The organism is Rhizobium sp. WW_1, from assembly GCF_003610155.1.
Classification (GTDB): Bacteria; Pseudomonadota; Alphaproteobacteria; order Rhizobiales; family Rhizobiaceae; genus Rhizobium; species Rhizobium tropici_A.
Map to the genome: position 1 here is coordinate 21577 of NZ_RAIN01000013.1, position 15628 is coordinate 37204.

Annotated in this window: 12 protein-coding genes; 11 read left to right on the top strand and 1 reads right to left on the bottom strand. The window is 60.7% G+C overall.

Annotated elements, in window-relative coordinates:
• Positions 1–3: 3 nt before the first annotated feature.
• The 9 genes from BJ928_RS28430 (at position 4) to opgC (ending at position 8088) form a co-directional block, all read left to right on the top strand.
• Positions 4–1644 carry an ABC transporter substrate-binding protein gene (locus BJ928_RS28430; protein ID WP_047634408.1) on the top strand — a complete coding sequence of 547 codons (1641 nt, stop codon included), beginning with the start codon at positions 4–6 and terminating at the stop codon, positions 1642–1644.
• A 21-nt stretch (positions 1645–1665) separates the two neighbouring features.
• The gene (locus BJ928_RS28435; RefSeq protein ID WP_047634407.1) at positions 1666–2733 is read left to right on the top strand and encodes an ABC transporter permease; all 1068 of its coding nucleotides are present in this window, start codon (positions 1666–1668) and stop codon (positions 2731–2733) included.
• On the top strand, positions 2730–3656 hold the full coding sequence (locus BJ928_RS28440; RefSeq protein ID WP_047634406.1) for an ABC transporter permease: 927 nt from the start codon (positions 2730–2732) through the stop codon (positions 3654–3656). The genes BJ928_RS28435 and BJ928_RS28440 overlap by 4 nt, the downstream gene beginning before the upstream one ends.
• Complete coding sequence (locus tag BJ928_RS28445) at positions 3653–4486, top strand: ABC transporter ATP-binding protein (protein ID WP_047634405.1); 834 nt, start codon at positions 3653–3655, stop codon at positions 4484–4486. Before BJ928_RS28440 ends, BJ928_RS28445 begins: the two co-directional genes overlap by 4 nt.
• The gene (locus BJ928_RS28450; protein ID WP_047634435.1) at positions 4483–5232 is read left to right on the top strand and encodes an ABC transporter ATP-binding protein; all 750 of its coding nucleotides are present in this window, start codon (positions 4483–4485) and stop codon (positions 5230–5232) included. Before BJ928_RS28445 ends, BJ928_RS28450 begins: the two co-directional genes overlap by 4 nt.
• Positions 5233–5392: 160 nt before the next feature.
• A complete protein-coding gene (locus BJ928_RS28455) occupies positions 5393–5581 on the top strand; it encodes a hypothetical protein (RefSeq protein ID WP_047634404.1) in 189 nt (62 codons plus the stop codon).
• A 107-nt stretch (positions 5582–5688) separates the two neighbouring features.
• Positions 5689–5901, top strand: coding sequence for a hypothetical protein (locus BJ928_RS38620; protein WP_147413954.1), 213 nt, complete (start codon positions 5689–5691; stop codon positions 5899–5901).
• Between the two features lie 405 nt (positions 5902–6306).
• Entirely contained in the window at positions 6307–6561 is a 255-nt protein-coding gene (locus BJ928_RS39440) for a hypothetical protein (protein WP_245432588.1), read from the top strand.
• Between the two features lie 330 nt (positions 6562–6891).
• The gene (gene opgC / locus BJ928_RS28465) at positions 6892–8088 is read left to right on the top strand and encodes an OpgC domain-containing protein (protein WP_052227855.1); all 1197 of its coding nucleotides are present in this window, start codon (positions 6892–6894) and stop codon (positions 8086–8088) included.
• Between the two features lie 1056 nt (positions 8089–9144).
• Here the strand turns inward: opgC and BJ928_RS28470 are convergent.
• Positions 9145–10914, bottom strand: coding sequence for a glucan ABC transporter ATP-binding protein/ permease (locus tag BJ928_RS28470; protein WP_047634401.1), 1770 nt, complete (start codon positions 10912–10914; stop codon positions 9145–9147).
• A 379-nt stretch (positions 10915–11293) separates the two neighbouring features.
• Here BJ928_RS28470 and BJ928_RS28475 point away from each other — a divergent pair, with 379 nt between their 5' ends.
• Together BJ928_RS28475 and pyc are read left to right on the top strand one after the other, a co-directional pair.
• Positions 11294–12034: a LuxR family transcriptional regulator gene (locus tag BJ928_RS28475; RefSeq protein WP_047634400.1), complete on the top strand. Its 741-nt coding sequence runs from the start codon at positions 11294–11296 to the stop codon at positions 12032–12034.
• A gap of 115 nt (positions 12035–12149) precedes the next feature.
• A complete protein-coding gene (pyc, locus tag BJ928_RS28480; protein WP_047634399.1) occupies positions 12150–15611 on the top strand; it encodes a pyruvate carboxylase in 3462 nt (1153 codons plus the stop codon).
• Positions 15612–15628: the final 17 nt, after the last annotated feature.

Consider the following 15628-nt stretch of genomic DNA (forward strand, 5'->3'; position numbering starts at 1 on the left):
ACAATGATGATGACCAAGATGAACCGCGGTTTCCGCGCATTGTCTGCCGGCGTGGCTCTCTCGCTTCTGCTGATGGCGGCGCCGAATGCTTATGCTGCGACGCCCAAGGATACACTGGTCGAGGGCTTTGCCTTCGACGACATTCTGAGCATGGACCCGGCCGAAGCCTATGAGCTGTCGGCAGCCGAAATCACCGGCAACACCTATAGCCTGCTTGTCCGTCTCGACATCAACGACACCTCCAAGATCAAGGCCGACCTCGCCGAAAGCTGGTCCGTCTCCGACGATCACCTGACCTACACGTTCAAGCTGAAGCCGGGTCTGAAATTCGCTTCCGGCAATCCGATCACCGCCGAAGACGTCGCATGGTCCTTCGAGCGCGTCGTCAAGCTCGACAAGAGCCCGGCCTTCATCCTCACCCAGTTTGGCCTCAATGGCGACAACGTGACGGAGAAGGCCAAGGCGACCGATCCGAACACCTTCACCTTTACCGTCGACAAGCCCTATGCGCCCAGCTTCGTGCTGAATTGCCTGACGGCGACGGTTGCCGAAGTGGTCGACAAGAAGCTGGTCCTGCAGCACGTGAAGCCGGTGACGCCGTCGGCTGACTACAAATACGACAACGACTTCGGAAATGCCTTCCTGAAGACCGGCTTTGCCGGTTCCGGTCCGTTCAAGCTGCGCGAATGGCGCGCCAACGAAGCCATCGTGCTCGAGCGCAACGACAACTATTATGGCGAAAAGGCGAAGCTGAACCGCGTCATCTATCGCTTCATGAAGGAAAGCTCGGCGCAGCGCCTCGCGCTTGAGAACGGCGATATCGACGTCGCGCGCAACCTGTCGCCGACCGATCTCCAGGCCATCGAGAAGAACCCGCAGCTCGCTTCGACCAGCGCGCCGAAGGGCACGATCTATTACATGAGCCTCAACCAGAAGAATCCGAATCTGGCCAAGCCGGAAGTCCAGCAGGCGTTCAAATACCTGGTCGACTATGACGCGATCGGCAAGACGCTGATCAAGGGCATCGGCGAGATCCATCAGACCTTCGAACCGAAGGGCATGCTCGGCTCGCTCGACGAAAATCCGTTCAAGCTCGATGTCGCCAAGGCCAAGGAACTGCTTGCCAAGGCCGGCCTGCCTGATGGATTCTCCGTGACCATGGACGTGCGCAGCGTCGAGCCGGATACCGGCGTGGCGACCGCGATCCAGCAGACGCTCGGCCAGGCCGGTATCAAGGTGGAGATCATCCCCGGCGACGGCAAGCAGAAGCTGACCAAGTATCGTGCCCGCGGCCACGATATCTATTACGGCAACTGGGGCCCGGACTATTGGGACCCCCATTCCAACGCCGACACCTTCACGACGAACGACGACAATTCCGATACGAGCACCAACAAGACGCTCGTCTGGCGCAACACCTGGACCTCTCCCGAGCTGGAGAAGGAAGCCAAGGCTGCGCTCTTTGAAGGCGATGCGGCCAAGCGTGGGGCCATGTATCAGGACATCCAGAAGAAGTTCCTGGAAGCCAGCCCGTTCGTCATTCTCTACCAGCAGACGGAAGTCGCCGGCTATCGCAAGGACGTGAAGGACTTCAAGCTCGGCCCGAGCTTCGACAACAACTTCGTCTGGCCGATCTCGAAGTGATGATCCGGCAGGATTAGTCTTTTGAGCACTGTTGAACGGAAAATGCAGGTGCGGCCCAAGAAGGGCCGTGCCGCTCCCTTTTTCATGGGGCTGCTGCGATTCTTCGCCGTGGCGGTCACGACCTATCTCGGCCTTTTGGCCGTCACCTTCTTCATCGGGCGCATCATACCGATCGATCCGGCGCTCGCGATCGCCGGCGACCACGCGCCTGCGCAAGTGCTGGAGCGTCTGCGGCGCGAGATGCATCTCGACCAGCCGCTCTATGTGCAGTTCTATTATTATCTCGTGAGCGCTCTCAACGGCGATTTCGGGACGTCGGTGCTGACGACCAATCTGGTCATGGACGACATCAAGCGCGTCTTTCCAGCAACGATGGAACTTGCGACCGTTGGCACCATCATCGGCGCCGTGTTCGGCATTCCTTTCGGCGTTCTCGCGGCGGTCCGCCGCAACAGCTTCATCGACCAGATCGTCCGCGTCATCGGCCTGGTCGGCTATTCCGTGCCGGTCTTCTGGCTGGCGATGGTTTCGCTCGTCATTTTCTATGCGAAGCTGAACTGGGTCGCCTATCCCGGCCGCATCGACATCGCCTATGAGTATACATTCACGCCGATCACCGGCTTCTTCCTGCTCGACAGCGCCATGCAGGGGCAGTGGGACGTCTTCTGGGACGTGTTCCGCCATATCATCCTGCCGGCGTCGCTGCTCGGCTATTTCTCGCTCGCCTATATCAGCCGCATGACGCGCAGTTTCATGCTGAACGAGCTGGGGCAGGAATATATCGTCGCGGCCCGCGCCAAGGGGCTTTCGGAGGCGCGGGTGATCTGGGGCCATGCTCTGCGCAGCGCCGCCGTGCCGCTGATCACGGTGATCGCGCTCTCCTATGCTGCTCTGCTCGAGGGTTCCGTGCTGACGGAGATCGTCTTCTCCTGGCCGGGCATCGGCTTCTACATTACCAGTTCGTTGCTCAATGCCGACATGAACGCCGTTCTCGGCGGCACCATCGTCGTCGGCACTGTCTTCATCGGCATCAATCTGATTTCCGATCTTCTGTATCGGACGCTCGACCCAAGGACCCGACGTAAATGACTGTCGAGACCACCCAACCCAGCTTGAGGGACTGGCTGCTCTCCGACCGGCCACAGTCCCGCCGGCAGGCCAGACTCGGGCGTGCCTACGTCACCTGGCGGCAGTTCTCAGCCAATCGCCTAGCCGTTATCGGGCTTGCCATCATCATCGCGCTGGTGCTGGTGGCGGCGCTTGCCGATGTCATCGCCCCGCATTCGCCTGTCATCGGCGACCTCACCAATGCCTATCTGAAGCCGCCCGGCACGTCGGGCTATCTGCTCGGTACCGACGATCTCGGCCGCGATATCCTCTCGCGCCTCATCTACGGCTCGCGCTGGACGCTCTATATCGTCGTGCTCGTCGCGATCATCTCGGCGCCGATCGGGCTGATCATCGGCATGATATCCGGCTACATGGGCGGCTGGGTTGATGTGATTCTGATGCGCATCACCGATATCTTCCTTGCCTTTCCGAAGCTGGTGCTCGCGCTTGCCTTCGCAGGCGCGCTCGGCGCCGGCATCGAGAACGCCGTCATCGCCATCGCCATCACGTCGTGGCCGCCCTATGCGCGTCTGGCGCGCGCCGAAACGATGACGGTGCGGCGCTCGGACTACATCGCTGCGGTGCAGCTTATGGGCGCCTCGCCCCTGCGCATCATCTTCCGTCACGTCATGCCGCTCTGCATTTCCTCGGTGATCGTCCGCGTCACCCTCGACATGGCGGGCGTGATCCTGACGGCCGCCGGTCTCGGCTTTCTTGGCCTCGGCGCCCAGCCGCCGCTGCCAGAATGGGGCGTCATGATTGCAAACGGCTTCAAATACTATCTCGATCAGTGGTGGGTTGCGGCCATGCCCGGCATCGCGATCCTCATCGTCAGCCTCGGCTTCAACCTGCTTGGCGACGGCCTGCGCGATGCGCTCGATCCCAAGGAGAGCGGGCAATGACGACGCTTCTGACCGTGGAGAACCTCAGGGTTCGCTATCCGACCCGCACCGGCGTCATCGACGCCGTGCGCGGCGTATCCTTCACGCTTGGCCGCGAGCGGCTCGGGATCGTCGGCGAAAGCGGTTCCGGCAAGTCGCAGACGGGCCGCGCCATCATGGGACTGACGCCGCCGCACGGCATCGTCACAGCCGACAAGCTGAATTTCAGCGGCATGGACCTGCTGTCGATTTCGGCCAGGGAGCGCCGGTCGCTACGCGGCAAGCGCATCGCCATGGTGCTGCAGGACCCGAAATATTCGCTCGATCCCGTCATGACCATCGGCAAGCAGATCACCGAGACGCTGCGCACGCATGAGAAGATTGGCAAGGCCGAGGCGCGGGACCGCGCTCTCGCCATGCTCGAAGCCGTGCAGATCCGCGATCCCGGCCGCGTCTACGACCTGCATCCGCACGAAGTCTCGGGCGGCATGGGCCAGCGCGTCATGATCGCCATGATGCTGATCGCCGGGCCGGAACTTTTGATCGCCGACGAGCCGACTTCGGCGCTCGACGTCACGGTACAGCTCGACGTGCTCAAGATCATGGACAAGCTTGTTTCCGAGCGCGGCATGGGGCTGATTTTCGTGTCGCACGACCTGCGGCTGGTATCGTCCTTCTGCGACCGCGTCATCGTCATGTATGCGGGCAAGGTCGTGGAAGAACTCAAGGCTTCCGAATTGAACAATGCACAGCATCCCTATACGCGCGGCTTGCTGAACTGCATGCCCGTCATCGGCGAAAACCGGCATCCGCTGCCGGTGCTCGACCGCAAGCCGGAGTGGGCGGCATGACGGCGGCACTCGCAGTTGAAGGCCTCAGCGTCGTCTATGACGGCTACTATGCGCTCGATGCCGTTGGCGTCGAAGTGAAGGAGGGCGAATCCTTCGGCCTGGTCGGCGAATCCGGCTCCGGAAAGTCGACGCTCTTGCGCGCTGTTGCGGGTCTTGCGCCCGTTACCGGCGGCACGATCCGCGTCGGCGGCGAGCAGCTGAGGGGCGCCAAGCGCAGCAAGACCTTCTATCGCCAGGTGCAGATGGTGTTTCAGGACCCCTACGGTTCCCTGCATCCGCGCCAGACGATCGACCGGCTGCTGCTGGAACCATTGGCCATCCACGGGATCGGCGACAGCGAGACGCGTATCGCCAGAGCGCTCGACGAAGTCGGTCTCGGGTCCGGTTTCCGCTTCCGCTATCCGCATCAGCTCTCCGGCGGCCAGCGCCAGCGCGTCGCCATTGCCCGCGCTCTGATCGTGGAGCCGTCGATCCTGCTGCTCGACGAGCCGACTTCGGCGCTCGATGCCTCGGTGCAGGCCGAGGTGCTCAATCTGCTGGAACAGGTGCGCAAGGACCGCAATCTGACCTTCGTGATGGTGAGCCACGATCTCGGCGTCATCACCCATATGTGCGAACGTTTGGCCGTCATGCGCAATGGCGCCGTTGTCGAGAGACTGACGGCGAAGGAGCTTTCGGCAGGCGACGTTAGGCAGGATTACACGCGCAACCTGATGGTCGCCAGCAAGGGGTTCGTCCGCGCCTGAGCGGACGACACCTAAGGTCTTTGTCCGATTAACGAATACGGCGCTAAACACGACCAATCGTATAGACTATTGACACCTGCCGCAATTCTGTCATGATCTCGTTAATGGCAGTTAACTTTCGTGATCCCGATGAAGGGTCAGACGTTAAGTGGAGGCAGGCATGTTTTTCATGGGTGGCATGACCATGGGCTATCTTCATCCGCCGGTTCCGGCGAAGCGGGAAGGTGCACGGTCCGCCGCTCTTTCTGAGGAAAACAGCCGCCGCCAGGCCGGACCTGCCGAAGAGCAGACGGTCGATACGAGCGCCATCGAGCGCAGCTTGATTTGGGCCCGCCGCATTCTCTGCTGATTAGGCGCTGCCGATCTTTCGGGTCCCGGACATCCAATGGTTTAATTTTTCTCGGCTCGCATGCTGGACGGAAATTCATCTCTACCTAATTGATAGGAAATGTATGAATGTCTGTCCTGGGCTCTGCCCGCGAGACATATAAAAACGAACGGAGGCAACACATGGCGAATTTGGGTATGTCGAATACGCATGTGAATCAGTTCGATGGTTCCAAGCGCGCCGCCAAGACGCGGCACAAGATACAGACGGCGATTCATGTTGCTCTGTTTTCCGCAGCGTTTCTTTTTGTTGCTGCCATCGTTTGCGGCATCGTCGTCTGAGCGGTGCTTTGCGAAGCGGCGGCAGCTGTCGCCGCTGAAAGCCGGGCTCGCGCGGCCATCCTTTTAAAATCAGCATTACACAAGCCTGGTCAATCAAAGGCCGGGGGCGTGGTTTAGCTGCAAAGAATCCCTGTTTATTCCACGAGCATAACTTCGCCGGGCAAAGAAGATCCGCCCTGCAGATGTAGTATGCCGTGCAAAGAGCCTGTCGAGATGCTGAAGATCGTTCGATCGCGCAGTCGTGAGGCATTCTCTGTGGTGAGGCGACGGCGCGCCCGGCGATAAGGCGATGAATACCGTTCTCGACAAGCTGGTGGATGATGAAAACCGCCTCATCCGGCTGCTCACTTCACGCTTTATCCAGTCGGCCCGAGATCCGGATTACATCAAGTCTATCCGCCCGGCGTGCGCGAAAACTGTGGCCAGTACGCCCATGCGGTCACCTGTGTCGTCATGGCGCTGTCGGAGATGAACCGTGGCGACGATGCCTGGCATTGCCTCGACATGCTCAAACCGATCAACCATGCACGCGATCGTGATCAGGCCGATATCTATCGTGTAGAGCCCTATATTGTCGCGGCTGATATTTATGGTGAAGGACAACTGTCTGGCCGTGGCGGCTGGACCTGTTATATGGGTTCTGCCGTCTGGCTGTATTGAGTCGCTGTCGAAGGCAGCTTAGGTATCCGCATGAAAAACGACAACTTTTCATCAAACCGGCCTTGCCTTCGAACTGGGACAGCTTTGCGGCAGACATAGAACTGCCGAGCGGAAATTACCGTATTTCCGTCTCAAAAGCGCCCGATGCGGCGAGATACTCGGTGACCGTAAATGATTGGGCGGTCGCCCATCCCGAAGAGGGCTTTCCGGTCGGACAGTAGCGTTTCAGGCACTGTTTCGCTTCCACGATCGGAGCCAAAGGGGGAACTCTTTGGCCCCGATTGCATTAGATTGTCGGAACAGGAGAGTTTTATGAATTCAAGGGCGAATATGAGCCCGGCGCCGGCACAACGGATCAGTGTGCCGAAACCGGTCTCCCAGAGGGATACCCGGCTGGATGTTCTCAGGGCGCTCGCCCTGATCATGATCTTCATCAATCACGTGCCGGGGCAGATTTTCGAAGACTTTACGTCGAAGAATTTCGGATTTTCCGACGGCGCCGAGGCTTTTGTGCTGATTTCCGGCATCTCCGTCGGCCTTGCCTACGGAACGAAATTTCTTCCGGGCAATCGGCTGCAGACGGCGTGGAAGGCGATCAGGCGCGCCTTCACGCTCTATACCGCGCATATGATCACGACCTTTGTGACGCTGGTGCTCTTTATCGCCGGCGCGTGGATTTTCCACCAGAAGGGCCTGCTCTGCGAAGTGAATATCCTCGCCCTGCTGATGGACCCGGCGCGCGGCATTCCTGCGCTGCTGACGCTCGGGCACCAGATCGGCTACAACAACATCCTGCCCATGTACGGCGCCCTGTTCCTGATGCTGCCGCTGATCATGCTGCTGGAGGCGAGAAATCCCCTGTTGCTGCTGGCGATTTCGGTCGGTGTCTGGCTGGTGTCGGGCATCTATTATATCGCGCCGCACACGACGCTGCTTGACGGTTTCTGGTTCCTCAATCCGCTGTCCTGGCAGCTGCTTTTCGTGATCGGCTTCGTCGCCAGCATGCATGTCAAGCGCGGCGGGAAGATCCCTGTCCATCCGGCCTTGATCGCGCTCGCCTTTGCCTATGTGCTCCTGTCCTTCATCTGGGTGACCGACAAGCTTTGGATACTCGGCGACTATCTCGCCACGCTCGGCCTGCCGACCGTCATTACCGGCTTCGACAAGACTTTCCTGTCGCTGCCGCGCCTGCTGCATGTTCTGGCGCTAGCCTATCTGATCGTCAGCATACCCTCGATCTCGGCGCTGCTGCGCCGTTCGGGGAGCCATCCGCTGACGATCCTCGGACGGCATTCGCTGAGCATCTTCGTCGCCGGCACGATTCTCGCCATGGCCGGTCAGGTCATTCTCTATGTTACCAACAAGAGCCCCGTGGTCGGCGCAATCTATGTGGTCTTCGGCATCGCCGCGCAGTTCCTCTATGCCTATCATCTCGAGCACAAACGGCTCGAGGGCGCCGGCCAGCGTGCGGTGAAGGCGCCTGCCGCGGCGATGGCGATGCCGGCTCATTTCGGAAAGCGCCATTGAAGGCACGCTGAGCCGCGAGCGGATCGCTGCTCGTTCTTGCAGATCTCGCCGGTGTTGTGGCGACCGGCATCAGGGATCGGCACTGGCTGAATGGGCAGGCATGTTCGGTTTCGAACGCAAGTTCTGATCCGATGCCGGTCGGATGCCGATCTTAACTCCAGTCGGTATTCGGCCGTATTGACCTCCGATCAGAAAATGGAAAGACCCGGCTTTCCCGCCGGGTCTTTCTCGTTCCGGGTGTCAGTCCATGAAGCTGTCTGTCGTGAATTACGGCCAGATCGCGCATTTCTCCGAACCCGCAGGTCGCTCTCCTGCTCTCAGACCTTCGAGATAGCCACCCACGGTAGCGGTTGATTGCATATACGAAGGCAAAAACGCGATAGAGGCGGGGTGTCGTGGGGGCAAGCAGGAGGGTCACGTGATCATGTAAGCTTGCAGCTAGAGATGACGATCGTGTTGATGGCGGTGGCCAACCCCGCTCCGCTTTCCCGGATTTGCGCTGCCGGCATCGATGCACGGGACCGCATCGGTTAGATCAGGTCGCAGATTTGACTGTCCTGTCCTGTCCTGGCCTGGGCGAGTGGCGATTGCGGGATAGTCTCCTTCCCCATTCGTGACGGTCGGCTCGCAGAAGATGGCGGAAGCATCCAACCTGCGACTCCTACCACGCCAAACCAACCGCTATTCACCCTCAAGCCGATGGCCGGCGGCTCCTCACTCCAGCGCTCTCCCCGTTCTGATGGCAGGGCAATCGTCTATGGGGATCAGCGCCGGAGGTTCCTTCCTCCAGCGGAGGGGAGGTGATCCGCTCTTCGAGACGCTCAGGAGATCGGATAAGGGGCTGACCTATTTGAATTCATGGATTTTTGTGCCCTTGGCAGGCACTCCCTCATCCCCCTGTCGGCACCTTCTCCTGGTGGAGAAGGGAGCAGCGGCGATGCAAGCCCATTTGCGCCTGCCCCGGTTTTGACGCGGCGGGGAGGAGTTTTGTTTCGGCATCAAAAAAGCCGGGAGAGCGTTGCTCTCCCGGCTTCGATCTTGGGCCCCTTGCGAAGATCAGGCGGCTTCGTTTTCCGTGGCGTGTGCCTTGCGGACTTCCTCGTCCGTCAGGATGCCGCTGGCGCGCAGCAGGGCGGCGAAGCGGCCGTTGCTCTGGCTGAGCTCGCTGAAGCTGCCGTTCTCGATGATGCGGCCATTGTCCAGGAAGAGGACCATGTCGGCCTCGCGGACCGTCGACAGGCGGTGCGCAATGATGAAGGTCGTGCGGTTTTGGCGCAGGTTGTCGATCGCCATCTTGACCCGGTTTTCGGTTTCGACGTCGAGCGCGCTGGTGGCTTCGTCGAGCACGAGGATCGGCGCATCCTTGAGGATGGCGCGGGCAATCGCGATACGCTGGCGTTCACCACCCGAGAGCTTGTTGCCACGTTCGCCGACACGGGTATCGTAGCCGCCTTCGCGGGTTTCGATGAAGTCGTTGGCGGCTGCGGCCTGGGCGGCACGGATCATTTCTTCCTGCGTCGCGCCTTCGCGGCCGAGGCGGATGTTGTCGCTGATCGAACGGTTCAGCAGGCCGGCATCCTGGAAGACGGTGGCGATATAGCGGCGCAGCGACTTGCGCGTCACCTTGGTGATGTCGTTGCCATCAACGAGGATCTGGCCCTTCTGCGGATCGAAGACACGCTGTAGCAGATTGACGAGCGTCGTCTTGCCGGCGCCGGTCGGGCCGACGATGGCGACGGTCTGGCCGGCCTTCACCTTGAAGGAGATGTCGTGCAGGCCCTGCGACGAGTTGGCGAAGCCGAAGGATACGTCGCGGAATTCCACTTCGCCCTTGACGTCCTTGATCTCGCCAAGGCTTGCCGGCTCCTCGCGGTCGCGGACCGAATCTTCCAGCGTGTAGAAGTCTTCGAGCTTGGCGCGCGCCTCGAAAATCTGGTTGGCGAAGTTGCGCAGCTGTTCCAGGCGGCCGATCAGCACGTTGGCGAAGGCGATGAAGGTGATGAGAGCGCCGAGGCTCAGGCTGCCGTCCTGGACGAGAACAGTACCGATCATCAGGATCGCCATCATGGCAACGGTCGAGGCCGTGCGGTTCAGCGCGCCGGCAAGCGCCCACCAGTCGAGGACCGGATACTGGGCAGCCAGCAGACGCTCGGTGAAGGACTTCAGCGCCTTGGTTTCGGCTTCGATGCGGTTGTAGCTGTGCAGCACCGAGACGTTGCTGATCGAGTCGCTGACATGCGAGAAAACGGTGTTGTAGTGGCTTTCGACCGAGGTCTGGCCATCCTTCGTGCGGCTCATGACCAGACGGCCGATGATCCAGTAGAAGATGCCGAGCAAGACAAGGACTGCGGACAGGCGCAGGTCCATCGCCATGGCGGTCGGGACCATGATGACGAGCGCGACGGCGGTCGACAGATGGTTGCGCATGAATTCGAGCCATAGGCCGAACAGGGCTTCGCAGGCGCGCAGCAGCGTGTTCAGCGCGCTCGCGGTGCCGCGCTGGCTATGCCAGGAGAGCGGCATCGAGATGATGCGGCCGAAGGCTTCGGTGAGCAGGGAGGCGCGGCGGCCATGCGCCAGGCGGTCGGCCTCGCGGGACACCACGATGAAGGCGACGGCGCTGAAGACGGCAAAGCAGGCCCACAGCACCATGGTGGGCGTGACAGCCTCTTTCTTGGCAATGGCGTCAAAGATGCGGCCGAACAGAACCGGTTCGTAGATGGTGGTCATCGCAAGCGCTATGTTTGCGATCACGACCATCGATACGCGGTATCGATACGCGCCAAGATACTTCAGGGCTCTTGCATAGACTTTGAACAGTGACACGTCAGGCACCCTCTTTGCATCAGCAAAACTTGGAATGCTGCGACACTACAGATCGCTACCTGAACCGGCGATTAACGGAATCTGAAGCTGTTTTTTCAAGGGAATTTCTCGCGTAACGCGCGTTGTCGCGGGCGAGGGTGCTATCGGCCGCCGCAGAAATGTGACAATCTGCTAAGGCCCCTGCCGCAGCGTTATCCGTTACTATTAAGTCACGCCGAAGCCGGCCATTCGGGGTTGAATGGTAAAAAAATCGCTAAAGGCGTTCAATTTCGCGTCGGCCTGAGTATGTTGCCGGCGAATATGCGCGCTATGGGGCCTGGCGGGCAAGGTGGCAATGCTCGTCCGCCGATAATTCAGGCTGCGAGGCCGAGGGGTAAATGTGAATATCCATTCGCTAATACAATTGCTTGTCGTCATTGAGGAGTGCAAGCTCGCCAAGGATGTCGTGGCCGAGTTCGAGCTCGTGCTCCGTTCCTACAAGTTCGACTTCTATGGCGTATTGAAGCAGACGCGGCCGAATATCGATGTTGCGAACTTTATTCTGGCGGGCCGCTGGCCCGATCAATGGCCGCTGACCTACGTCCGCAAGAGATACATGCTTGTCGACCCGATCGCACGCTATTCCACCCAGGCACAGCGTCCTTTCCGTTGGAGCGATGCCGTGGCGGCGCTGAAGACGGACCCACTGCGGCGACGCATGGAACAGATGATGGCGGATGCTCGCGCCAACGGGCTTATCGACGGCTATCTCTTCCCGATTCACGGGCGCAACGGCATGCTTGGCAGCATGACGATCGGCGGTGAGGCGGTCGATCTTTCTCCGACCGAAATCTCCGTTTTCGATGCGGTGGCAAGAAAGATCTTCTGGCGGCTTCTGGAGTTGCGGGACGAGGCGCAATCCTTCGAGGGGGCGGGAGCGGCGGACCTGAAGCTGACCAAGCGCGAAATGGAGGTGCTGAACCATCTGGCCGACGGCATGACGTCGATCGAGATCAGCCGGCTGCTGGCGATCTCCAATCACACGGTCGATTGGTACATGAACAGCATCCAGGACAAGCTGAAGGCGCGCAACCGCCAACACATCGTTGCGATCGCATTCAGAAACGGTCTTATTCCGTAGCGGCAACTATTTTGGTTTCCGGGGCATCGGGGAAATTGACACTTCTTGTGACAAGACGTTAAAAATTTCTTCGCGGGTGCAGCATTGCCCGCTTTCGATGCCTGAGGAGAGCGCATTGCCTATTTCCAAGATCCTGGTCGCCAACCGTTCCGAAATCGCTATCCGCGTGTTCCGCGCCGCTAACGAGCTTGGCATAAAAACGGTCGCCATCTGGGCCGAGGAAGACAAACTGGCGCTGCACCGCTTCAAGGCGGACGAGAGCTATCAGGTCGGCCGCGGCCCGCATCTGGCGCGTGATCTCGGGCCGATCGAAAGCTATCTGTCGATCGAGGAAGTCATCCGCGTCGCCAAGCTTTCGGGCGCCGATGCCATCCACCCCGGCTATGGCCTGCTGTCGGAGAGCCCCGAATTCGTCGACGCCTGCGATGCCGCCGGCATCATCTTCATCGGGCCTCGCGCCGATACGATGCGCCAGCTCGGCAACAAGGTTGCAGCGCGCAATCTGGCGATCTCGGTCGGCGTGCCCGTCGTGCCGGCCACCGAGCCGCTGCCCGAGGATATGAAGGAAGTCGCCCGCATGGCCGAGGAAATCGGCTATCCAGTGATGCTCAAGGCCTCCTGGGGCGGTGGTGGCCGCGGCATGCGCGTCATCCGCTCCGAGGCCGATCTCGCCAAGGAAGTGACGGAGGCCAAGCGCGAGGCCAAGGCTGCTTTCGGCAAGGATGAGGTCTATCTCGAAAAGCTCGTCGAGCGCGCGCGCCACGTCGAAAGCCAGATCCTCGGCGATACCCATGGCAATGTCGTGCATCTGTTCGAGCGCGACTGTTCGGTTCAGCGCCGAAACCAGAAGGTCGTCGAGCGCGCTCCGGCACCTTATCTCAGCGATGCGCAGCGCCAGGAATTGGCCGCCTATTCGCTGAAGATCGCCGAAGCCACGAATTATGTCGGTGCCGGCACCGTCGAATATCTGATGGATGCCGATACCGGCAAATTCTATTTCATCGAAGTCAATCCGCGCATCCAGGTCGAGCATACGGTGACCGAGGTCGTCACCGGCATCGATATCGTCAAGGCGCAGATCCACATTCTCGACGGCTTTGCCATCGGCACGCCGGAATCGGGCGTTCCGAAGCAGGCGGACATCCGCCTCAACGGCCATGCCCTGCAGTGCCGTGTGACGACGGAAGATCCGGAACACAACTTCATTCCGGATTACGGCCGTATCACCGCCTATCGCTCGGCTTCGGGCTTCGGCATCCGCCTCGACGGCGGCACCTCGTATTCGGGCGCGATCATTACCCGCTACTACGATCCGCTGCTGGTGAAGGTCACGGCTTGGGCGCCGAACCCGCAGGAGGCGATCGCCCGTATGCATCGCGCTCTGCGCGAATTCCGCATCCGCGGCGTCGCCACCAACCTCACCTTCCTCGAAGCGATCATCACGCACGAGAAATTCCGCGACAACAGCTACACGACGCGCTTCATCGACACGACGCCGGAGCTGTTCCAGCAGGTCAAGCGTCAGGATCGCGCCACCAAGCTTCTGACCTATCTCGCCGACGTCACCGTCAACGGCCATCCGGAAACGCGCGGTCGTCCCGCGCCCTCGCCCAAGGCTGCCAATCCGGTGCTGCCCTATATCGACAGCAATATTCCGGATGGCACGAAGCAGCTGCTCGACAAGCTCGGTCCGCAGAAATTTGCCGAATGGATGCGCAACGAGAAGCGCGTGCTGATGACCGACACGACCATGCGCGACGGCCATCAATCGCTGCTGGCCACCCGCATGCGCACCTACGATATCGCCAGCGTCGCCGGCACCTATGCGCGCGCCTTGCCGCAGCTCCTGTCGCTCGAATGCTGGGGCGGTGCCACCTTCGACGTCTCGATGCGTTTCCTGACCGAAGATCCGTGGGAGCGCCTGTCGCTGATCCGCGAGGGTGCGCCGAACCTGCTCCTGCAGATGCTGCTGCGCGGCGCCAACGGCGTCGGCTACACGAACTATCCCGACAATGTCGTGAAGTATTTCGTGCGCCAAGCAGCCAAGGGCGGCGTCGATCTCTTCCGCGTGTTCGACTGCCTGAACTGGGTCGAGAACATGCGCGTGTCGATGGATGCCGTCGCCGAGGAGAACAAGCTCTGCGAGGCGGCGATCTGCTACACGGGCGATATCCTCAGCTCCGCCCGCCCGAAATACGATCTGAAATATTATACGGATCTCGCCGTCGAGCTGGAAAAGGCCGGCGCCCATATCATCGCGCTGAAGGATATGGCGGGCCTGCTTAAGCCGGCCGCGGCCAAGGTGCTGTTCAAGGCGTTGCGCGAGGCGACCGGGCTCCCGATCCATTTCCACACGCATGACACCTCGGGCATTGCCGCCGCGACGGTGCTGGCCGCCATCGATGCCGGCGTCGATGCCGTCGATGCCGCGATGGATGCACTGTCAGGCAATACCTCGCAGCCGTGCCTCGGCTCGATCGTCGAAGCGCTGAAGGGCTCCGAGCGCGATCCGGGCCTCGATCCAGAATGGATTCGCCGCATCTCCTTCTACTGGGAAGCCGTTCGCCACCAGTACGCCGCCTTCGAAAGCGATCTCAAGGGACCGGCCTCGGAAGTCTACCTGCACGAAATGCCGGGTGGGCAGTTCACCAACCTCAAGGAGCAGGCGCGTTCGCTTGGCCTCGAAACCCGTTGGCATCAGGTCGCGCAGGCCTATGCCGATGCCAACCAGATGTTCGGCGATATCGTCAAGGTCACGCCGTCCTCCAAGGTCGTCGGCGACATGGCCCTGATGATGGTGAGCCAGGACCTGACGGTTGCCGATGTCGAGAACCCGGCCAAGGATATCGCCTTCCCGGATTCGGTCGTTTCCATGCTGAAGGGCGATCTCGGCCAGCCGCCGTCCGGATGGCCGGAAGCGCTGCAGAAGAAGGCGCTAAAGGGTGACAAGCCCTACACCGTGCGTCCCGGCTCGCTGCTTGCCGAAGCCGATCTCGATGCCGAGCGCAAGGCGATCGAGACCAAGCTGGAGCGCAAGGTCGACGATTTCGAATTCGCTTCCTACCTGATGTATCCGAAGGTCTTCACCGACTATGCACTTGCGGCCGACACCTATGGCCCGGTCTCGGTGCTGCCGACGCCGGCCTATTTCTACGGTCTCAAGGAAGGCGACGAGCTCTTTGCCGAAATCGAGAAGGGCAAGACGCTCGTCATCGTCAACCAGGCGATGACCACGACCGACGAAAAGGGCATGGTGACCGTGTTCTTCGAGCTCAACGGCCAGCCGCGTCGCATCAAGGTGCCGGATCGCGCGCATGGGGCTTCCGGCAGCGCCATCCGCCGCAAGGCCGAAACAGGCAATGCCGCCCATGTCGGCGCGCCGATGCCGGGCGTCATCTCCACCGTCTTCGTCTCGTCCGGCCAGGCGATCAAGGCAGGCGACGTGTTGGTTTCCATCGAGGCCATGAAGATGGAGACGGCGCTGCACGCCGAAAAGGACGGCACGATTTCCGAAGTGCTGGTGCGCGCCGGCGATCAGATCGACGCCAAGGACCTGCTCGTCGTCTATGGCGCTTGAGCGCCGATGAAATACAA